18 protein-coding genes are annotated in these 20995 nt (G+C 70.9%); 4 read left to right on the top strand and 14 right to left on the bottom strand.

The window, feature by feature from the left end; all coding sequences use genetic code 11:
* Positions 1 to 124: 124 nt before the first annotated feature.
* The 4 genes from ACIP63_RS20055 to ACIP63_RS20040 form a co-directional block, all read right to left on the bottom strand.
* A complete protein-coding gene (locus ACIP63_RS20055; protein ID WP_401517299.1) occupies positions 125 to 499 on the bottom strand; it encodes a VOC family protein in 375 nt (124 codons plus the stop codon).
* A gap of 94 nt (positions 500 to 593) precedes the next feature.
* Positions 594 to 2126: an FAD-dependent oxidoreductase gene (locus ACIP63_RS20050; protein ID WP_401517297.1), complete on the bottom strand. Its 1533-nt coding sequence runs from the start codon at positions 2124 to 2126 to the stop codon at positions 594 to 596.
* 440 nt (positions 2127 to 2566) lie between these two features.
* Entirely contained in the window at positions 2567 to 4468 is a 1902-nt protein-coding gene (locus ACIP63_RS20045) for an acetolactate synthase large subunit (RefSeq protein ID WP_401517296.1), read from the bottom strand.
* Between the two features lie 401 nt (positions 4469 to 4869).
* Entirely contained in the window at positions 4870 to 5481 is a 612-nt protein-coding gene (locus tag ACIP63_RS20040) for a TetR/AcrR family transcriptional regulator (protein ID WP_401517294.1), read from the bottom strand.
* 110 nt (positions 5482 to 5591) lie between these two features.
* Between ACIP63_RS20040 and ACIP63_RS20035 the strand changes: the two genes are divergently transcribed.
* Positions 5592 to 6245, top strand: a complete 654-nt coding sequence (locus ACIP63_RS20035; protein ID WP_401517292.1) for a CatB-related O-acetyltransferase — start codon at positions 5592 to 5594, stop codon at positions 6243 to 6245.
* Between the two features lie 129 nt (positions 6246 to 6374).
* Here the strand turns inward: ACIP63_RS20035 and ACIP63_RS20030 are convergent, their stop codons facing one another.
* Positions 6375 to 6830 carry a hypothetical protein gene (locus tag ACIP63_RS20030; protein WP_401517290.1) on the bottom strand — a complete coding sequence of 152 codons (456 nt, stop codon included), beginning with the start codon at positions 6828 to 6830 and terminating at the stop codon, positions 6375 to 6377.
* 68 nt (positions 6831 to 6898) lie between these two features.
* A complete protein-coding gene (locus ACIP63_RS20025) occupies positions 6899 to 7807 on the bottom strand; it encodes an NmrA family NAD(P)-binding protein (RefSeq protein WP_401517289.1) in 909 nt (302 codons plus the stop codon).
* Positions 7808 to 7909: 102 nt separating this feature from the next.
* Between ACIP63_RS20025 and ACIP63_RS20020 the strand changes: the two genes are divergently transcribed.
* Both ACIP63_RS20020 and ACIP63_RS20015 read left to right on the top strand, forming a co-directional pair.
* Positions 7910 to 8479 (top strand): TetR/AcrR family transcriptional regulator, encoded by a 570-nt coding sequence (locus tag ACIP63_RS20020; RefSeq protein ID WP_401517287.1) that lies wholly within the window; start codon positions 7910 to 7912, stop codon positions 8477 to 8479.
* Positions 8480 to 8581: 102 nt separating this feature from the next.
* Entirely contained in the window at positions 8582 to 8785 is a 204-nt protein-coding gene (locus tag ACIP63_RS20015) for a hypothetical protein (RefSeq protein WP_401517285.1), read from the top strand.
* An 84-nt stretch (positions 8786 to 8869) separates the two neighbouring features.
* Here the strand turns inward: ACIP63_RS20015 and ACIP63_RS20010 are convergent, their stop codons facing one another.
* The gene (locus ACIP63_RS20010) at positions 8870 to 10345 is read right to left on the bottom strand and encodes a family 43 glycosylhydrolase (RefSeq protein ID WP_401517283.1); all 1476 of its coding nucleotides are present in this window, start codon (positions 10343 to 10345) and stop codon (positions 8870 to 8872) included.
* A gap of 246 nt (positions 10346 to 10591) precedes the next feature.
* Between ACIP63_RS20010 and ACIP63_RS20005 the strand changes: the two genes are divergently transcribed.
* Positions 10592 to 11695 (top strand): AI-2E family transporter, encoded by a 1104-nt coding sequence (locus tag ACIP63_RS20005; RefSeq protein ID WP_401517282.1) that lies wholly within the window; start codon positions 10592 to 10594, stop codon positions 11693 to 11695.
* Positions 11696 to 11851: 156 nt separating this feature from the next.
* On the opposite strand, the gene ACIP63_RS20000 is transcribed toward ACIP63_RS20005, so the two are convergent.
* From ACIP63_RS20000 to ACIP63_RS19970, 7 genes are all read right to left on the bottom strand, one after another.
* Positions 11852 to 13288, bottom strand: coding sequence for an MFS transporter (locus ACIP63_RS20000; protein ID WP_401517280.1), 1437 nt, complete (start codon positions 13286 to 13288; stop codon positions 11852 to 11854).
* Positions 13285 to 14436 carry an LLM class flavin-dependent oxidoreductase gene (locus ACIP63_RS19995; protein WP_401517279.1) on the bottom strand — a complete coding sequence of 384 codons (1152 nt, stop codon included), beginning with the start codon at positions 14434 to 14436 and terminating at the stop codon, positions 13285 to 13287. Before ACIP63_RS19995 ends, ACIP63_RS20000 begins: the two co-directional genes overlap by 4 nt.
* A gap of 209 nt (positions 14437 to 14645) precedes the next feature.
* Positions 14646 to 14735 carry a putative leader peptide gene (locus ACIP63_RS19990; RefSeq protein ID WP_362941074.1) on the bottom strand — a complete coding sequence of 30 codons (90 nt, stop codon included), beginning with the start codon at positions 14733 to 14735 and terminating at the stop codon, positions 14646 to 14648.
* Positions 14736 to 14868: 133 nt separating this feature from the next.
* On the bottom strand, positions 14869 to 15687 hold the full coding sequence (locus ACIP63_RS19985) for an integrase (protein ID WP_401517278.1): 819 nt from the start codon (positions 15685 to 15687) through the stop codon (positions 14869 to 14871).
* Positions 15688 to 15766: 79 nt separating this feature from the next.
* Positions 15767 to 17644 (bottom strand): CocE/NonD family hydrolase, encoded by a 1878-nt coding sequence (locus ACIP63_RS19980; RefSeq protein WP_401517276.1) that lies wholly within the window; start codon positions 17642 to 17644, stop codon positions 15767 to 15769.
* 255 nt (positions 17645 to 17899) lie between these two features.
* Complete coding sequence (locus tag ACIP63_RS19975; RefSeq protein ID WP_401517275.1) at positions 17900 to 19420, bottom strand: DUF6056 family protein; 1521 nt, start codon at positions 19418 to 19420, stop codon at positions 17900 to 17902.
* A 6-nt stretch (positions 19421 to 19426) separates the two neighbouring features.
* A complete protein-coding gene (locus ACIP63_RS19970) occupies positions 19427 to 20881 on the bottom strand; it encodes a glycosyltransferase (protein WP_401517273.1) in 1455 nt (484 codons plus the stop codon).
* Positions 20882 to 20995 lie beyond the last annotated feature (114 nt).

The following is a 20995-nucleotide window of genomic DNA, read 5'->3' as shown; positions in this document are numbered from 1 at the left end:
CACACGGCCGGAGCTGCGAACCACGGCCACCTGGGACCACACCATGAGACACCGGACGTGTCTCCGTTGCCGCCTCACGTGGCCCGGTGGCGGCAGTGCCCGAGGCCGATCGCGGCAGTGGCGTTCAGGCTCCCGGAAGAAAGAGGCAGAACGGATGGCCGTGCGGGTCGCGGAGGACCCGTACATCCGGCTGCGGCTGGTGATCCTCCAGCGTCGCGCCCAGGGCACACGCCCGCTCGGTCTCCGCCTCCAGGTCGTCCACCTGCAGATCCAGGTGAGCCTGCATCTGCTGGGCACCAGGGCGTTGCGGCCACGTCGGAGGCGTGTGGTCGGGCTCCAACTGGAAGCTGAGGCCCGGGCGTTGTTGTTCCACCGCCCTCAGGCGGACCCACTCCGGGGTGCGCTCCACCTCCTGCCAGCCGAGGAGGGCGCGGTAGAAGTCGGCCAGTGCGGGAGGGTCCGGAGTGCCGAGGACAAAGGCACCTAGTGTCGTCGTCATACCTCCAGCTCTGCCCCGGGCGATCACGCCCACACTCCTGTGCGCCGAGCGTCGCCGGGACGGACCATGGTGCGAGTGGCGGGCAGGTCCCTGATCAGATCGACCGTGGCGGCAGTGGGCGCAGGGCCGGGCCGTGAAGTACTTCGCCGTCGATGCCGAAACGCGAACCGTGGCAAGGGCACTCCCACGCGGTTTCCGCCTCGTTGAAGGCGACCAGGCAGCCGAGATGCGTGCAGCGCGCGGACACGGCGTGGGCGACCCCGCCCTCGTCGCGGTAGACGGCGCAGCGCCGTCCCTCGACCCGGACGACCGCGCCCGAGCCGGGGGCGATCTCGGCGACCGAGTCGACGTGGGTGGTCCTCAACCTGTCACCTACGAAGTGGCGAGCGACCTCCGCCTGCTGCTTCAGCAGGGCCGTACCTTCACGAAGTGTGCTCCACAGACGACGCGGGTCGTACAGCCCCGCCCACTCGGGTTCGGTGCCGGTGAGGGCCGACGCCAGCAACTGCCCGGCCATGGCGCCCCCGCTCATTCCCCAGCCACCGAAGCCTGTCGCCACGTACACATGGCGTGCGCCCGGATGGAAAGGGCCGACCAGCGGCACTCCGTCGCTCACGTCGTTGTCCTGGGCGGCCCACCGGTAGGCCGTGTCACCGACCGGAAAGTGCTCGTGCATCCACGCGTCCAGACGCAGGAAGCGCTCGCGGCCGTCGTCCGTGCCTGGGGTGAAGCTCTCACCCGTGACGATGAGCAGCCGGCGGTCCTCGTCGAGCGGAGCCGTGCGTACGGATCGCTTCCCCATGTCGTCCGTGATGTACATGTGCTCCGGCGCATCGGCGACGGGCAGGGGAGCGGCGACGACCAGTTCACGACGCGGTGACAGGCGCGCGAAGAGCAGCGCCCGGTCGAAGACCGGGTAGTGCGTGGCGACGACGACGTCGGTCGCCGTGATCGTCGCGCCCCGCTCCGTCGTCAGCCGGCACGGGCTGCCCTCGGCGAGGCCGGTCACCCTTGTTCGTTCGTGGACGGCGCCCCCTCGTGCGGCGATGTCGTCCGCGAGGGCGAGGAGATACTTGCGCGGGTGGAAGCGCGCCTGGTGTGCGACGCGCACAGCCGCGGCCACGGGAAACGGCAGGTCCGTCTCCGTCACGAGCCCGGCGTCCAGACCCGCCTCCGAGGCGGCCTCGGCCTCGGCCTGGAACGCGGCCCGCTGTCGCGGGTCAACGGTGAAGGTCAGTGAGGACGACCGTTCGAAGTCGCAGTCCACACCGAGTTCCGCCGCCACGGACGCGACCCGCTCCACCGCCGCCTGCTGGGAGCGTGCGTAATGACGTGCGCCCTCCCGCCCCCGCGTGCGGCGCAGCCGCTCGTACACGAGTGAGTGAGCCGCGGTGAGCTTCGCCGTCGTGTAGCCGGTCACCCCCGCGGCGACGCGGTCCGCCTCCAGCACGACCACGTTCCGTCCGGCCCGGGTCAGTTCCCAGGCGACACTCAGGCCGGCCATCCCGGCCCCGATCACGGCGACGTCCGCGGTGATGTCCGTGTCCAAGGCGGGCCACCGGGTGCCCGGTGCCGTGGCCATCCAGTACGACTCGGCCGTGCCGGGTAGTTCAGATTGCTTGGTCATGGACGACGTGTTCCCTCAACGGCCGAAAGGAGACGTGTGAGGCCGATTGTTCCCCTGCTCGGCCCTGACCCGCAGGTGCCGGGTCCAGCCGCTGCCGAAAGCGTGTCCGGCACCGTTTCGGTGGGCGAACGCTCACGACGGGACGGACCGTAACCGGCCGGAAGGGGCCGGCGTGAGCGGACACGCTGAGCGCGTCACCGGGGCGTTCAGCTGCCTGTGCGTGCCTGTGCGTGCTCCTGATGGGCCTGGCCGCGTGCGCCGGCGTGGCTCCCCGGGATCCAAGCCCGTCGGCACTCCCCCCTCCTCCGCCGGCATCGAGGGATGAGCCGCACCGGCCGCCGCCGTCCTCGGCCAGGGGCCGGGCGGACGGCCCGGCCCCTGGAGTCCGGCGTTACAGGCTGCGGCGTGCCGGTCGGACTCGCCCGACGCCACGAGCGACGTCAGTCGTCGGCACCGTCGCCGAAGGACGGTCGAAGGTTGAGCGCGGTGAGGATGTCGTCGTTGGACGCACCGGCCGGGACCATGGGCCAGACCATGGCGTTCTCCTCGACGATGAAGTCCACCACGACCGGCCGGTCGTCGATCGCGTTGGCGGCCTCGATGACGCCGTCCAGGTCTTCGGCGGATTCGCAGCGCAAGGCAGCGCAGCCCAACGCCTCGGCGAGCTTCACGAAGTCGGGCACCCGGGTGCCGGCCGGCGCACCTTCGATGCCTTCCTGCGCCGAGTGCAGAGTGCTGCCGGAGTAGCGGTCGTCGTAGAACATGCTCTGGAGCTGCCGCACCATGCCCAGGGCGCCGTTGTTGATGACGGCGACCTTGATCGGGATGTTGTTGAGGGCGCAGGTGGTGAGTTCCTGATTGGTCATCTGGAAGCAGCCGTCGCCGTCGATCGCCCAGACCGTACGACCGGGTTGGGCGGCCTTCGCGCCCATGGCGGCAGGAACCGCGTAGCCCATGGTCCCGGCGCCGCCGGAGTTCAGCCAGGTGCCCGGCTTCTCGTGCGGGAGGTAATGGGCGGCCCACATCTGGTGCTGGCCGACGCCCGAGGTGAAGATGGTGTCGTGCGGGGCCAGTTCGCCGATTCGCCGGATCACCTGTTGAGGGGCGAGACGGCCGTCGTCCGGCACGTCGTACCCCAGCGGGTACGTGGTCCGCCAGTGGTCCAGTTCCTGCCACCAGTCCGCGTAACCCCGGGCGGCTGCCGGGCCGTTGGCGTCCTCGTTCCGGACGGCCCGCACCAGAGCGCTGATCACCTCCCGGGCGTCCCCGACGATGGACACGTCGGCGGCCCGGTTCTTGCCGATCTCCGCCGGGTCGATGTCGGCGTGGACGACCTTGGCCCGCGGGGCGAAGCTGTCGACATCGCCGGTGACGCGGTCGTCGAAGCGGGCTCCGAGGGCCACGATGAGGTCGGCCCTCTGCAACGCGGTGACGGCAGCGACCGAACCGTGCATGCCCGGCATTCCCACATGCTGCGGGTGACTGCCGGGGAACGCGCCCAGCGCCATCAGGGTGGTGGTGACGGGGGCCTTGGTCAGCTCGGCGAGGGCCTTCAGCTCGGCGGTCGCGCGGGCCTTGAGGACGCCGCCGCCGACATAGAGGACCGGACGCTCGGCCTCCGCGATCAGTCTCGCCGCCTCGCGGATCTGTTTGCCGTGCGGCCTGGTCGCCGGTCCGTCGGCCGGAGCGATCTGCTTCGGTGGCCAGCTGAACACCGTGTCCGACTGGAGTGCGTTCTTGGTGATGTCGACCAGCACCGGGCCCGGCCGCCCGCTGGAGGCCAGGCGGAAAGCCTCCGCGATGGTGTGCGGGATGTCCTCGGCACGGGTGACGAGGAACCCGTGCTTGGTGATCGGCACGGTGATGCCGACGATGTCCGCCTCCTGGAAGGCGTCGGTGCCGATCAGATGGGAGGCCACCTGCCCGGTGATCGCGACCACCGGGACAGAGTCCATCGCGGCGTCCATGAGCGGGGTGACCAGGTTGGTGGCGCCGGGACCCGAGGTGGCGATGCACACCCCGACCCTGCCGGTGGCCTGCGCGTACCCGGTGGCTGCGTGACCCGCGCCCTGCTCATGACGGACCAGCACATGCCGAAGGCGTGTCGAGTCCATCATCGGGTCGTAGGCGGGCAGGATGGCCCCGCCAGGAATCCCGAAGAGGATCTCCGCTCCGGACTCCTCGAGCGAGCGTACGAGGGCCTGTGCACCCGTGAGGTATCCGACGGAATCGGCGGTGGGCTCGACGGATGTGGATGCGGACCCGGCCGTGTCGCTGAGGGTCGTGTCACTGAGGGCCCCCAGGGGGATGCCGGACTCAGAAACCTGTTCAGTCATCGACATTCTCTCTTTTTCCATGACAAGTCGTTGAGGGGAAGATGCATGGACGTGCGCGCGCTCTTCTGACGACGCCGGATGACGGCGGAGCAGCAGCAACAAAAAACCCCTCGAGCCGGTGGGCAAGCGAGGGGAGCGCGTCGGAGCGGTGACCGTGGTTCAGAGGGTCCCGGCTTCAGCCGACGCGCCGTCCAAGTACGAGAATGCGGGTGTGCATCGGGCCACCATCCACGCCCCAGGGAGATCTGTCAACTCCACCGGGCGCGCGGCAAGGTCGGGGACGCGCGGAGCCCGAAGCCGTCCACGCTCTGCGGGTTGCCTGATGAGGGGGCAGCGGTTGGCCGGGCGTTCGTGGCTGTCGCTGGATCCAGGTGAACGCCCCCTGGCTGATCATGATCCGCTCGCGATCACCGGACGGAGAACGCACCGGCAGCCGCCGCCAGTACCGCCGCCGCGGCGGCCTGCTCCGGGAGCCGCGGATCGGGATCGGCGCGCAGGAGCACCAGTTGGTGGTAGACCGGCGCCGTGGCGGCGATCAGCAGACTCTGTGCGTCGGTGTGCCGCGAGGGCAGTTCCGCCCGTTCGGCAGCGCGCTCGACGAGAACCTCGCACTGGGTGTACCGGTCCGCCCACAGATTCTTCTGCGCCCGCGCGGCCTGCTCGGAGTGGAACGAGACGGCCATCAGGGCGACGGCGATCGACGGCTGCACGGCCAGGGACTCCTGGATCTCCTGGTTGAGGGCCGTCAGATCACCTCGCAGGGAGCCGGTGTCCGGTGGCTGCCAGTCGATCTCGCCGGCGGCGTCGATGACATCGACGAGCAGGCCGCCCACGTCGCCCCAGCGCCGGTAGACCGTGGTCCGGTGTACACCCGCGCGGGCCGCGACGCCCTCCATCGTGAGCCCTTCGTGGCCGGCTTCGGTGAGTTCGGCGCGCACCGCGTCGAGGACCTGGGCGCGGATGCGTGCGGTGCGACCGCCCGGACGGCGGCCCGGCTTCGTGGCCGGTGTGTCTGTCATCGGGAATCCAGTATCCGCTTGATCGACGTGCCGTGACTGTGTCAGCATCTTAACGCAACAGTTGTCGCACTAGTGCTAGCCCATCCCTCCGGAGAGGAACCGCCTTCCCGATGCCACCCGTTCCCGCCGACCCCACCGTGCTCCACCCGATGCCCGAGCAGCCGCGGGTCGTCCTGCTCAGGCCGTTGGTGAAGTCGCCGCTGATCGAGGTCGGTGACTACTCGTACTACGACGATCCGGACGACCCGACCGCCTTCGAGACGCGCAACGTCCTGTACCACTACGGGCCCGAGCGGCTCCTCATCGGCAAGTACTGCGCGCTGGGCACCGGCACCCGGTTCATCATGAACGGGGCCAACCACCGCATGGACGGCCCGTCCACGTTTCCCTTCCCCACCATGGGCGGATCCTGGGCCGAGCACTTCGACCTGATCACCGGCCTGCCGGGCCGGGGTGACACCGTCGTCGGCAACGACGTCTGGTTCGGTCACGGCGCCACGGTCATGCCCGGCGTACGGATCGGCCACGGCGCGATCATCGGTGCCAGCGCCGTGGTCACCGCCGACGTCCCCGACTACGGCATCGTCGGCGGCAACCCCGCCCGACTCATCCGAACCCGCTACGACGCCGAAGACGTCGCCCGGCTCCTCGCCGTGGCGTGGTGGGACTGGCCCGTACAGCACATCACCCAGCACGTGCGGACGATCATGTCGGGGTCGATCGCGGAACTGGAGGAGGCCGCCGCACTCATCGGCCGTCCCTGACCCCCGGGCGCGCCGCCGTGCCGGCGGACACGTCCCGGCTCGCGATCCCCGTGGCCGGCGTACCCGTCGTCAGCCGCGTCCTGCCCGGCCCCGCGATCAGCCGCGAACCGGTGGCACGCGGTCACCGGGTCACCTGTGCCGACCATCCGTCCCCGTCCACGACGGCCCGGTCCCTGCCGAATCCGACGCGTAGGGCACGACCACGACCTGTACGTCGTCCTCGTAGACGACCCGCCCCGGATCCACGGAACGCAGCACCCGGCAGTCGACGCCGTGAGCGGCCAGGATCTCGAGATAGCCGGGGACCCGGGCGAGGAGATGCGCGGCTGACGGCTTGAACCACGCGGCTGCCCCAGGGTTGACCTCGTCGTCGTACACCGTGGGGTCGACGGTCGAGGGGTCGGTGTACGCGGCGTCGTACCAGCGGTTGTTGCTGCGGCGGAAGGATTCCTGCTCGTCCGAGAGCTTTCCCTCCCGGGCCAGGGTGTTGACGAGTCCGAAGACACCGGTGAAGTGGCCTCGGCCGTTCCGGTGCGGCGACTGGAACCGTACGTACTGGACGGGCTCGCCGTCGGTCATCCCCATCGGGTCATGTTCTCACCCGGCGCCCCGCTCCAGGGCAGTTGGCGTCCCCGCGAGCAGGGCGCGGGTGTTCAGTGCGCCGCGAGGTGCTCGGAGGCCCACGTGGCGAACGTCGTCACCGGGATGTCCAGCGCCCGGGCGAACTCCGGGTGGGCCGGCTGTCCGACGACGTCGCTCCACTCGTGGCCGGCCCCCCATACGGGCATTCCGGCGGCGAGGGCCTCCGAGAGGCTCATCGAGGGGGCCGGAACCTCGACGCCCCACACCTCCGAGAGGGTCCGGGCGATCTCCTTCATGGTGAGCCGGTCACCGGCCAGCTCCAGCTCGATCCGGTGGAAGCGGTCCGGATCGCTGATGGCGTGCGCGGCGGCCGCGCCTATGTCCGTCACTGCCACCAGGGCCAGTTCCGTGTCCGGCTGCAGGACGGTCGCCAGGCCGCCGGCTGGCCCGTGGGGCGCCAGCTGGGGCAGGTTCTCCATGAAGAACGCCGGCTTGACGACGCTCCAGCGGTCGAAGCCCGCACCGCGCACCAGCTCCAGGATCGTCTGCTTCGTCTCGAAGTACGGCTGCATGGGCGCCCAGCGGCCCTCGGCCCAGCCGGGAGCCCGAGTGTGTGCGCCGACTCCGCTGGTGGAGGACTGCACGAACTGCGGCACCCCCGCTTCTCCGGCCGCGTCCACCAGGTTGGCGGCCTGGGCCAGTTCCGCCGCGAAGTCGACGCCGTCCTCGCTCATCGGCGGCATCTGCACCGAGAACACCGAGCGGACACCGTGGACGGCGGGGTCCAGCGAGGCCCGGTCGTTCAGGTCGCCGGTGACGAGTTCGGCGCCCAGGGCCTCGACGGCCTTCGCGCTCTCCTTGTGCGGATCACGCACCAGGGCGCGGACCGGAATGCCGGCGGCCAGCAGCGCACGGGCCGTCGCCCCGCCCTGACGGCCGGTGGCGCCGGTAACCAGAACAGGGGCTGAGGTGAGAGTCATGATCACTCCTGCTGATGAGGCGTCGACAAGAAACGGCGGGGCCCGCCGTTTTGCTTCGGCTACGATATGGCGGGGGCCACCACTTAGCAAGCGAGGGAGAGCATGCCCGGTCAGCGCTCAGACGCACGCCGCAACTACGCCCGCATCCTGGAAGTGGCCGAAGCCGAGGTCTCCACCCACGGTGCCGACGCCTCCCTCGAGCAGATCGCCCGTACGGCAGGCGTCGGCTCAGCCACCGTGCGCCGTCACTTCCCCACCCGGCAGGCCCTGCTGACGGCCGTCTTCCACGAACGCATCGAGGCCCTGTGCGAACGCGCGCGGAAACTCGAGGAGGCCCAGGACAGCCGCGCGGCACTCCTGACCTGGCTGCACGACCTGCTCGCGTACGCCGTCTCCGCCCGCGGACTCGCCGACGCCCTCACCTACGAGCCCCCCACTCCCCACCCCCGTGACGACTCCTGCGGTGCCGCTCTCGAAGCTGCGGGTACACCGCTGCTGCGCCATGCCATCAGGGTCGGCTCGGTCAAGGAGACCGTCACCTTCCATGACCTGCTCACCCTCACGGTGGGCATCGCCCTGGCAACCGAACAGCACCCCGGCGCCGCCGAACAGGCCGACCGCCTTCTCCGGCTCGCGGTCGACGGAGTCAGCCCCCGAAGCTCCGCGCACTGAGCACGGGCTTGCGGGGAGGCGCGTGTTGCCGTTTCCCGGCGCACCTTCGACCTCGGCCTGGGCCCGTGGGGCGGCACGCCGTGGCCCGGCGTCCCCGGCTTCGTGGTCACCCACCGCACCAGGGAAGACCTCCTCGGCGACAACGGCGGAACGTTCGCCTTCGCCGGGCTGAGGGAGGCGGCCCGGCGCGCCAAGGAGGCCGCGGGGGACAAGGACGTCCTGGTGCTGGGCGGAGGCACGCCCCCGTTCGCCGGTGAGCGGGCCCGGCTGATCCAGCGGGGGGAGAGCCCGTCAGGGGGTCCGTGACCCCCCTGCGCTACCGCGTCCCGAAACCGTAGGTGTCCACCGGCCGTCGGTGAAGGGCGTCACCGACGGCCGACGTGTACGGATTCAGTTGACGTAGACCTCGGCACGGTCGACGCTCACGAAGGACCCCTGGGACTGGGCGTTGTGCTGCCCCGTCACCCGGATGCGGAGGGTGTGGCTGCCGTTCCCGAGCCGTGGGCTCCTGTACTGCACGGCCTCTCCGATGCGGATGGCGCCGTGGAAGTCCACTGTCTGCTCCGGCCCGCCGTCGATGCTGATGGCCGCGTATCCGTTGCCCGTGTCCTTCACGGACAGCAGGATGATGCGGGTGCCGGTGAAGGAGAACGTCGCCGTGGCGCCCGCCCTGTCGCTCCAGTGGTCGTCGCTCCAGAAGCACTGGGTCGCGCAGCCTGTGCCGGAGTTCCAGGCGCCGCCGTAGGTCACGCCGCCCGCCCCGCTGGAGCGGCCGTCGTCGTTGATCCAGTAATTGCCGGAACCGGGATCGCCGGAGGGCAGGTCCTGGGTGGCGCCGAGGGCGAGGGGCCGGCCGAAGTCAGGAGTGCCGTCGGCGCGCCACGTGAACTTCTGCGCCCGGGTGGTGCGGTTGGTGTAGGTGGACACGGACGTGGTCTTGGCGTGATAGACGATCCAGTCCTCCGTGCCGTCCGGGGAGCGGAAGAAGGCGTGGTGGCCGGGGCCGAACACGCCCCGTTCGTCGGCCCGTGAGAACACCGCGTCGGGATGCTGGTACCAGGCGCCCGGTACCAGCGGGTCGGCGTTCGCCGGCAGCGACATCATCCGGACCTGGTAGTCGGGCTTTCCGGTGTCGCAGGCGGAGTAGGTCATCCATACACGGCCGTTGCGGTAGAGGAACTCCGGTCCCTCGCGTACTTCCGGGCACCCGCCTGCCGCGTCGAAGGCGACGGCGTTCCCGGAGACCGTGTAGGGGTTGGACATCGGGGCGATGTTCAGGCCGTTGTGCTGGTACTGGTTGATACCGCTGTAGGCGAGGTAGAGACGGCCGTTCATCTGGAGGATGCCGGCGTCGATGGCGAACTCGTCGGCGTGGTTGGGCGGGGCGAGCTTCGCCTTGAAGTGGTAGGGGCCGGTCGGGTCGTCGCGCTCCGACTCCAGGACGTACAGGCGGTGGTGGTCGTCGACGCCGTCGTCCGCCGTGTAGTAGAGGTACCAGCGGTCGCCGAAGCGGTAGAACTCCGGAGCCCAGATGTTGCGGTTGCGGGAGGGGTCGGAGTCGGTCCACACGGTGACGGGGTCGGCGGCGGCGAGGTTGCCGAGAGAGGGCGAGCGCCACATCTTGATGCTGTCGCCCTGGGTGGTGGTGAGGTAGTAGTTCCCGCTCCAGTGGGTCATGAACGGGTCGGGTCCGGTGTTGAGCGGGTTACGGAACGTGCCGGCCGCGGCGGCGGCCGCCGGTTCCGGCGACGGTGCTGCGGCGGCCGGGGCCGTGACCGCGGGCAGCAGACCCAGGACCAGCCCGAGGAGGGCGGTGACGAGGGCGCCGACGTGTCTCGTGGGGCGTCGGGTCGATCGTGAGGGCATGAGGCGTCCTTCCGGGCCGAGCCCGTTGGGGGGACAGGGGACCACACGCGCATTTACATCGATGTAATGACGGGGCGCCACGTTAAGTAAGGGCGGTCACCGTGTCAATGCCTGGCACACACGGGCGTGTTGAGGACGCCGCTGCCGCCGGGGCACCCCGCCCGGCGGGCCGGTCCGTGCCTCGCGGGACGTGGGGCCGGGCGGGCGCGGTCCGGAGCGGGACCGGCGGCCCATAGGGTGACCCCCATGTCTGTCACGTTGAGCTCCACCAAGACCCGCGCCGCCCTCCGCGTTTCGGCCCGCGTCTCAGGCGAGTTGCTGATCGTCCTTGTTATGACCGCAGTTGCGGTGTGGGTGCTGGGGCGGATGTGGTCGGTCGTCTGGCCGCTCATAGTCGGCCTGCTGCTCACCACCCTGACGTGGCCCATAGCGCGATTCCTGCGCCGGCGCGGGTGGCCCCCGGCCCTCGCGGCCTCGGTCGTGACGGTGCTGTTCCTCCTGGTCGCCGCTGGGGTCGTGGCGTTGATCGCGGTACCGGTGTCCTCCCAGTCCGGACAACTGGCCGACGGTGTGGTCGAAGGCATCCAGAGGCTGCGCGAGTGGGCCTCCGGGCCGCCGCTCAACATCGGTGACGATCAGATCACCGGTGCGTTCGACTCCGCGACCGCCCGCGTCCAGGACAGCCTCGGCAGCATGGTCACCACCGTCGTCACAGGGGTGAGCACCGTGGTCAACGGTGTGGTCACCGCTGTCCTCGCGGTCTTCCTGATGTTCTTCATGCTCAAGGACGGCCCCCGCTTCCTGCCGTGGCTGGAGCGTCAGCTGCCCGGCCGGCTCGCCACCGATGTTCCTGCCGTGGCGTCCCGTGGTTGGGAGACACTGGGCGAATTCGTGCGCTCCCAGGCCTATGTCGGCCTGCTCGACGCGGTCCTCATCGGCCTCGGCCTGTGGATCGTGGGGGTGCCGCTCGTGCTCCCGCTGGCGGTGCTGACCTTCGTGTCCGCGTTCGTCCCGATCGTGGGAGCCCTGTTCGCCGGTTTCGTCGCCGTTCTCATCGCCCTGGTGTCGAACGGGCTCACCGACGCCCTGATCGTGCTGGCGATCATCGTCGTGGTGCAGCAGCTGGAGGGCAACGTGTTCCAGCCCATGATCCAGAGCCGCGGTCTCGGTCTGCACGCCGCTGTGATCCTGCTCGCCGTGACGCTGGGGGGCAGCCTCGCCGGCATCGTGGGCAGCCTGCTCGCCGTTCCGGCCGCCGCGCTGATCGCGGTGGCCTGGAACTATCTGCGCGAGCAGCTCGCCGAGGAGCGGCAGGAGCCGGACGCGTCACCCGGTGGCGACCCGTCATGAAGCCTCCCGGCTCGTCCCGACGGGCGGGACGAGCCGGGGAGCCACCTCCATGCCTCGGACGGCGCGTACGGGACCGGGGCTGTCCGCCGCGCTCCAGCGGTGTCCTCTCGCCCGCCCCGTTCCCCCGGGCAGGAGCGCCTCATGCGGGTGGGGCACTCAGGTCCGGGCGCCCTCAGCACCCCCGGAGCCGGCCCCCACCAGGGAAGGCGCGGCCGCCGGTGAGGGCGGAGCCGAGGCGGCCCGTCCGGTCGGCACGTGCTGGTCACCGTCCCGGAGCCGACCGGTCGCCCACACGCTCACCAGGCCGGTCAGCGTCAGGTAGCCGCAGGCCCACCACGGGCTTCCCGTACCGAGGGCCAGGAGCGCGGTCATGATCAGTGGAGTGATGCCGGACGCGAAGATGCCGGACATCTGGTAGACGAACGACATACCCGTGTACCGCACCGGCGTGGCGAACAGGGCCGCGAACAGGGTTCCCTGGGCGCCGTAGAACGAGCCGTGCACGACGCCCAGCGTCACGACGAGCGCCGCCGCGAACGCCCAGGTTCCGCCGGTACCGAAGAGCCAGAAGGCCGGGAAGACCGAGACGGTGAACGCGGCCATCCCCACGAGGTAGACCCGGCGGGCCCCGTAGCGGTCGACGGCTGTCCCCGACACCGGAATCAGCGCTGCCATGACGAGCGCCGCGGCCGTGACCGCGAGCAGCACCGGGGTGCGCTCCAGCTCCAGAGTCCCCGTCGCGTACGTGATGGCGAACACCGCCCAGGTGTTGAAGGCCGCCCCCTCGCCCCACCGCGCGAGCATGCCCAGCAGGACGTGACGGCGCGCGGCCGGCTCTCGCAGCAGTTCCACCAGCGGCGCCGCGCGGGGCAGTTCCTGGAGGCGGCGCGCCGCACGGAAGGCGGGCGTCTCGTCGATCTTCAGGCGCACGGTCAGTCCGACCACGACGAGCACCAGGCTGATGAGGAAGGCGATCCGCCATCCGTAGTCGAGGAACGCCGACTCGCTGAGGACATTGCTCAGCAGCGCGAACACCCCGGTGCCCAGGGCCAGCCCGATGGCGAGCCCGATCTGCGGAAAGCTGCCGAACCGGCCCTTGCGCCCCGACGGCCCGTACTCCACGGCCAGCAGCACCGCCCCGGCCCACTCCCCGCCCAGCGCCACGCCCTGTGCGACGCGCAGGACCAGAAGCAGAGCGGGAGCGAGGACACCGACCTGCTCGTACGTGGGCAGCAGACCGATCAGTGCGGTGGAGACCCCCATGAGACCCATGGTGAAGGCGAGGGTGTGCTTACGGCCGATCCGGTCACCGAGGTGCCCGAAGAGCAGGCCACCCACGGGACGGGCGACGAAGCCCACCGCGAACGTCGCGAACGACAGCATCGTGCCGACCGTGCCATCGGCCGTGGGGAAGAACAGCTTGTTGAAGACCAGCCCGGCAGCCGTGCTGTAGAGGAAGAAGTCGTACCACTCCACCGTGGTGCCGAGCAGGCTGGCGAGCACCACGGTCCTCAGCCGCCGGGGAGCCGTGGAATCCTGTCCCGGCTCCGGAGCGCTCTGCCGTGCCTTCGGGGGCACGGGCGTGGCGCTCACCGGCCGGCGAACGGGACGGTGCCCGCCTCGACGGTGCGCGGACCGGCCGGGTGCTGCCACAGACCGCGCTTCTCCAGCAACGGCAGGACACCCTCGCCGAACCAGTACGCCTCCTCCAGGTGAGGCACGCCGGACAGGACGAACTCGTCGATGCCCAGCCGGTGGTACTCCTCGATGAGGTTCGCGACCTCCGTGTGACTGCCCACCAGCGCCGTGCCGGCACCGCCGCGGACCAGGCCGACGCCCGCCCACAGATTGGGGTAGATCTCCAGGTTGCCGGTGTCCCCGCTGTGGTGCAGCTCGCGCATCCGCCGCTGTCCCTCGGACTCGCTGGCCGCGAGGCCCCGCTGCACCGCCTTGACGCGTTCCGGGTCCATGGCGGCGAGGAGCCGCTCCGCCTCGGCCCACGCCTGAGCCGATGTGTCCCGGCTGATGGTGTGCAGGCGGATGCCGAACCGTACGGAGCGTCCCTGGGCGGCGGCCAGCGAGCGCACCCATTCGATCTTCTGCTTCACCTGCTGCGGGGGTTCGCCCCAGGTCAGATACACATCGGTGTACCGCGCCGCCACCTCACCGGCCGCGGGCGACGAACCGCCGAAGTAGATCCGCGGCACCGGATCGGGCAGCCTGGTCAACTCGGCTGCCTCGACCCGCAGATGCTCGCCGTGGTGGTCGACCTTCTCCCCGGCCCAGAGCCGGCGCACGATGTCCAGGAACTCCCCGGTGCGGGCGTACCGCTGGTCCTTGTCGAGGAAGTCACCGTAGGCGCGCTGCTCGGCCGACTCGCCTCCCGTGACGACGTTGAGCAGCAGCCGACCGTGGGACTGCCGCTGGTAGGTCGCCGCCATCTGCGCCGACAGCGTCGGGCTTATCTGGCCGGGGCGGAAGGCGACCAGGAACTTCAGCCGCTCGGTGACCTGGGTGAGCATGGCCGTGGTCAGCCAGGCGTCCTCGCACCACGCCCCCGTGGGGGTGAGCGCCCCGACGAAGCCGAGCTGTTCAGCGGTGCGGGCGATCTGGCCGAGGTACTCGACGGAGGCCGGCCGGTCGCCGCCGGCGCTGCCGGGTGTCGAGCCGTGGCCGCCGCCGACGACGTGGCGGCTGTCACCGGTCGTGGGCAGGAACCAGTGGAAGGTAAGAGCAGACATGCGGGAGCTCCCGAGGGGTGCGGAGGACGGCGTGCCGGCATGCCGGGCAGGGCATGCCGCGGCTGCCCGGCGGCGTACGGTCAGGTACGCGTCGAGGCACGCGGGGACACGGGGAGAAATGGCCGCGGCGCGGTGGTGGTGCCGCGGGGACGCGGGTGCGCGAGAAGCTCAGGGCCGGTGGTGCTGAGGCCCCGAGGGCCCGGCAGGTGTCAGCGGCGACAGGTCGCGCTGGACTGGCGACACAGGTCGACGTGCAGGCGCGCCACGAGGAGGTCGGCAGCAGCGGTCATGTCAGGCATTGTGGGGGAGCCGCACCGCTCGGCTCAAGTCCTGACCGGCCGGCGTTTCAGCACGTGAGACCGGCGGCGGCCGAAAGGTGGTCGGGGGCGAGTGCCCCGGCGGGCCGCGGTGGGGCACTCCGCCCGGCCTGTGTCAGGGCTCGCGGAGGCCGCAACCGAGGCCTGGAGCAAGGCCGGTGCAGTGCAAGACGGTCGCATCGTCCGCCGCCACCGCGTGGCGCGCCTCCGCCTGCCGGACCCGGTGGATGATCTCGGCGGGACCGCTCGACGCCAGGACGCTCATGACCTCCGGCCGGTCGGACAGCCGGAACAGGTCCACGAGGCGGCCGGCGCCGTTGCTGAGCAGGGCGGCACCGGACAGCCCGGAGGCCGGACGGCTTCCGGTGACCGCCTCGTCGGCCGCCCGCGGGTCGTCCTTGGCCACCCAGAAGCCGCCCGGCCGGTTCCGGTTGGCGCGCAGCTCCCGGAGAATCCGGTGGTACGCGCCGCTGCCCTCGGCGGTGGCGTCGAGCGCGGACCGGTACGGCCGGCTGATGTCCGCCTCCCGGGGATCGGTGACGACGAGCGGTGGCCCCTCCGCCGTGTCGAGCACGAGGACCGCGTCGCCCAGGACCAGATACTCGGCGATTCCCTCGGACACGCGCAGCACGGCGACGGCCGCCGACGGGCTGACGGGGTCGGCGACGTCGCAGGTGTCCCGGTGATCATCCGTCACCTGCTCGATGGCCGCGGCCAGCAGCGCCGGGAGGCCGCGGTCCCCGGCGAGGGACAGGAGGCCGAGAAGGCCGCCTCCCAGACGTGTGGCGTACCAGGCCACGCCGTGCGGGCAGATCGATCCGGTGCCGGGGATGCCGGCCCCGTCGACCAGTACCGCCGCCGTCGGCACGGCACCGGTGAAGTCCTCGTTCGCGTGGCCGGGCCGTGCCGACGCGCTCGACATCGTCACCCTCATGCCGTACCGCCTCCTGCCGGTCGATGCGTCGACGGTACAACCGCGGACACACACCGGCAGGAGGACGTCGGCCCGAGGGTCAGAGGCGGCCGCCGGGGACCACCGGGAACGTGGCGGGCCCGGCCGGCAGGTCCACCGTGTACTGGCTCAGGTAGGTGTCCAGGTACGGCGAGCGGGCACCGCCGGTGGGGACGTCGTCGGACGGGTCGTCCAGGGCCAGTCGGAGCCGTGCGTCCTTGACGTCGATGGTCTCGCCGGACGGGGTGTCGCGCCACGAGCCGGTCCGGATGGAGCCGACCTCCACCGCGAGGACGTGACCGGCCGCCAGCGTCCAGTCGGTCGCCTTGAGATCGACGGTGAGCCTGCCGGTGGAGAGCAGCGAGACCTGCTCGTCGAACATGACGGCCGTGCCGTCCGGGGCGACGTCGTACAGCTTGAGCATGACATTGCCCCCTCCCTCGGCTCTCAGGGAGATCTGCGGGGTCCCTGTGATCCGCACGGGCTTCTTGAGCGCCTCGGACCACACGAAGAAGCTCGATGTGACCTTCCCCGCCTCCTGGAGCAGGGCTTGCCCCTCGGTCAGGCCCCTCGGTGCCGCCGGGTCGGTGGCGGGCGCGTTCTCCATGTCCCATTCACCGGACGGCTTCACGCGTTCCCGGAGGGACGGCAGTCCGGACGTCGCCAGGGCGGCCAGGGAGGAGAGGCCGCCGTCGTCCACGTAGGAGCCTCCGCCCAGGGGGAGGGTGACGGCACGCTCCACGACCGGCCAGGTCTTCTGGGCCCGCCACGCACCGGTGGAGTCCTCGACCGAGTAGGCCGGGTAGCGGACCTCCGGCCTGCTGCCCTTGAGGTACTGGTCGTAGAAGGAGAGCGTCTCGTCGTACCAGCCCTCACGCCCCATGGACAGGCGCCCGTCGCCGGTGCGGTCCCCGCCGCGTACGTGCTCCCACTGGCCGACCCAGCCGCGCTCGGGGCCCTTGTGGTTGTCCAGGTACTCCTGCATCTCCTCGGGCTTGGTGTTGTTCTCGATGAAGCCCTGGGTGACGAAGAGCGGGGTGTCGGTGCCCTTGGCCGCCTTGGCCAGGTCCCGTGCGGTCCAGAAGGCGTCGTCCTGGTCGGCTATCCGGTAGCCGGCCGCGTTCCGCGTCAGGCACTCCGGATGGGCTTGCTCGTAGCGGGAGTTGGCCAGGTAACGCGGGTCGTCGTCCGGCAACTGGGGGAGCGTGGCGATGGAGTTGTAGGCGTTGGCGGTGCCGGTGACGTTCGGGCGGGGCACGCCGTTCGAGTAGATGTACTGGTACATGTCCCAGACCGGCTCCTGGGCGACGACGGCCTTGAGCGCGCGCTGGTCCAGGTTGTTGCCGATCAGACCGGTCACGGCGTCGTACGACTTGCCGTACAGCCCCACCGAACCCGTGGACCAGGGCTGTTTCGCGGCCCAGTCGATCGCCGCCCTCACGTCCGCCTGCTCGCCGGGGCCACCCCAGTCGAGGCAGCCGGTGGAGCCGCCGAAGCCGCGCAGGTCGACCATGACGAAGGCGTAACCCTGGTCGAACAGGTCGGTGCCCTCGATGAAGTCCTGGAACCGGTCCGAGGGGCCGGTGTGGGTCCAGCCCTCGGCGCCGGACTGCCCGGAGTGCCCGAAGTACGGGCCGACCGACAGGATGACGGGCACCTTCGCCTTCTTGGGCAGCCCTTCGGGAAGCAGCACGTCGGCGTGCAGTTCGGTGCCGGAGCGGTCCGAGGACGGGAAGTAGTGCTGCGTCCAGCGGGAGCCCTCGGGTACGCGGTCGTTCTCCTGATGTGTGACGGGGCCGGTCGCGGTGGCGACCGGCCTCGTCCGCTCCTGCGCCGCAGCGGGCCCGGAGGCGGCTGCGGGGCCGGCGAGGACGCCGGTCAGCGCGAGGGTGGTGACGAGTGCTGAGGCGGCCCATCCGGCCGTACGACGTGCTCTCACATGCTTCTCCCGGCTTGGTGGGTACGGGGTGTCGCAGTGGTGCAGGCCGAGCAGCGGCCCCCCGGGCCCGCGGTGAGGAGCGCAGCGTGGGACGCGCACATCCGCGGAGCTGGATCACAGTCGCGGACGCGAACCGGAGCCGACGGCGGTGAAGTCTATGATCACTCCGGGAAAGCTTCAACAGGCACGTGTGTCACGCGTGTTACCGATTCCCGGGACCGGGCCCCGCCGTGATCACGGCACCCCCGCCTCGTCCTACTCGTGGCCGGGGGACCGGGTGGCGTCGGTGACGCGGTCGAGCCGGTAGTAGTCGGCGACGCACCCCCCGGGCCAGTACGAGCGCCCCTGTCGGCTGAAGGGCTCCAGCATCTGACTGATCACGAGCCGTTCGTACGGGAGGACCCTGGCGCCGGCGCGCGCTCCCTCGCGCAGTCGCCGGTCCTGGGCGTCCCACTCCTCGGCCCGGGCACGCATGTTCGTGTCGAGGTCGAGCAGAGCCACGGCCGGCCCGAAGCAGACCAGGACGCAGAGCACCGCGCACGCCGCCTGAAGGGGGCCGGTCCTCCGCGCCCGCTGCCGGGCCGCCAGCCCCAGGAGCGCACCGGCAGCGACGAGCAGCGCCACGTAGACCAAGAGGTAGTCGTTCCAGAGCCGGTTGGCGCTCGGATCGCTCACCCGGTCCTGGAACACCGGATAGGTCACGACCGTGCAGAGGAAGCCGGACACGAGAAGCGCGGCCACCGCCGCACAGCCCGTCAGGAGCCGGTGAGCGGGCGGGCGGGGCGGGCTCCCGTCCGGGCGACGGCACAACAGCCCCAGGAGCATCCCCACCGCGACCGCGCCGACGTACTGCCATGTGGTGGCCACGGTCAGCGCGATCTCCGCGAACCCGCGCAACGAGGCGCCGAGCGACTCCGGCGCGACCATGGACGTCGTACCCGCACCGAACCGGTCACGCCGGGTGTTCGAGCCGGGTGAGGTGATCAGCACGAGGGCCCCGGCGACGACCCCGGTGATGCCCGCCGCGCACCCGAGGCGGAGGAAGCGCCGGAAAGGGCCGGCGGCAGCACGGCCGCTGAGGACGAGGACGGTGACCAGCAGCACCGTCACGACGATCGCCGTCTCCTCCGAGAGCGTGCCGACCGCCAGGCCTGCGACGAGGGCGACGGCGAGGGCCGCACCCCTGCCACGGGGCGAACGGGCCACCAGGAACGGGAGCAGCGCGGCACAGGCCAGCACCGGTGGCATCGTGTGCGAGACGGACGCGGCCGGCCAGTAGAACGTCTTGTACGTGTTGGGCGTGACGAACAGGAAGAGCGCGGTCGCCATGGCCGCGACCAGCAACGGCAGCCCGCGCGGCACGGTGAGCCGGAGACGCCGCAGCGCGAGGACCGCCGCAGCCCAAAGCACCGCCAGTGTCAGCACGCCGGTGACCAGGCCGAACCACTGGTGGCCCGCGACCTGGAACTTCGCATAGGCGCCGACCAGTACGGCGTTGGCGACCCGCCCGTTGTCGTCGAAGTAGAACCGGCCGATCAGGCCGGTGACGCCGTGGTCCCGCACCGTGGGCAGGAAGCACCAGTCGTCCGCGCCGGGCCGGACCGACCGCCCGAACCACGCTGCCGCGGCGAGCAGGGCCAGGGGCGGGAGTGAGAGGGCGGTCAGCCAGAGCGAGGCCCGCGAGCCGTCCTGCGGACGCCGGGCCGGGCCCCCGGGGTCGTGCACCGTGGCATCCGGCCGGTCAGGGGCCGTCGACTCCGGTGTGCTGTCGGACATCCGCGATCACCGGTCCTCGGAGGCGCGGAGGGGGAGGTCGGGGACCGGCGCGCCCACGGGCGGCTCGGGCTGCTGGGCGGACCGGCCGGCCGGAGCGGGGGCCTCGCGGCGGCCCGACATGATCGCCCACCGGGCCAGCAGGAAGGAGACCGGGGTGACGAGGACACCGGCGACGAGCGCGGCCAGGTTCTTGTCCATACCGAGGCCGCTGACCGCCCCGTAGAGCAGAGCGCCCGAAGCGACGAGGTTCACCAGGCTCGACACGGGATAGCGCACGAAGGCGCGCCATGTCGGCTTCGTACGGCAGGTGACGTAGGAGTTGAGCAGGAACGAGCACACGATGCTGACCGCGTATCCGAGGACATGGGCGACCAGGTAGGGGATCCATCGGTTCAGGACGGCGTAGACACCCAGGTAGACAGCTGTGTTCACGCATCCCACCAGGACGAAACTGGCGAACTGGCGTGCGGTGCGGCCCCGGGGGGAGTCGGTCGCGGTCATGGCGGGCGGAGTGCGGTCCGACGGCGCCGGACAGCTCTCGTCGGTCTCACGCACCACATAGGGCGGCCGGTGTTTGGCCTCGTGGTAGATGCGCCCCACGTACTCGCCGATGACTCCGAGGGTCACCAGCTGGATGCCGCTGAGGGCCACCACCGCCGTGAGCAGCGTGGCATAGCCCGGTGTGTCCGCGCCGTGCAGCACCACGGTCACCACCGTCCACACCGCGTAGGCCAAAGCCGAGAGGAAGACCCAGAAGCCGGTGTAGATGGCCAGACGGAGCGGGCGGTTGTTGAAGGACAGGAGTCCGTCGATGCCGTAGTTCAGCAGCCGCCGGCTGCCCCACTTCGAGCGGCCTGCCACGCGTTCGCTGTTCCGGTAGCGGAAGCTGACGGTGTCGAAGCCGATCCAGGAGAAGATCCCCTTCGAGAAACGGTTGCTCTCCGGCATGGACAGGACACTCTCCACCGCCCGCCGCGACAGCAGCCGGAAGTCCCCGGTCCCGTCGAGGAGCTCCACGTCCACACAGCGGCGCACGACCGCGTAGTAGGCGTGGCTGAGCGTGCTGCGCACCATGCCCTCGCCCGAGCGGTCGCGACGCGGGATGACCTGGTCGTAACCGTGCCGGTGCAGTTCGAGCATCCGGGGGATGAGCTCGGGAGGGTGCTGGAGATCGGCGTCCATGATCACCACGGCGGCGCCCCGCGACATGCGGAGCCCCGCGAGCATGGCGGCCTCCTTGCCGAAGTTCCGGCTGAACGCCGTGTAACGGGTCCTCTCGTCCTGGGCGGCGAACGCGTTGAGCAGCAGCCGTGTGCGGTCCTTGCTGCCGTCGTCCACGTAACAGATCTCGAAGGTCTCCTCGAGCCCTTCCAGGACGCCGATCAGCGCCGCGTGGAAGGCACCGATGCCCTCGGCCTCGTTGAAGCAGGGCACGACGACCGACAGCTGAAGGCCGGTCACGCGACACCTCCGGACGTGCGGGGACCCGGAGCGGCAGGTTCGGCGCGCTCCGTCCCGCAACAGTCGCGCATCCGGTGGAGAAGTCCTCCTCCTACCGCTCCGGACGCGCGAGCC

Origin of the sequence: Streptomyces sp. NPDC088746, from assembly GCF_044751065.1 — a bacterium.
In the GTDB taxonomy this organism is placed as follows: domain Bacteria; phylum Actinomycetota; class Actinomycetes; order Streptomycetales; family Streptomycetaceae; genus Streptomyces.
The sequence above is the reverse complement of the archived record's forward strand: the minus strand, read 5'-3'. Positions and strand labels throughout refer to the sequence as shown.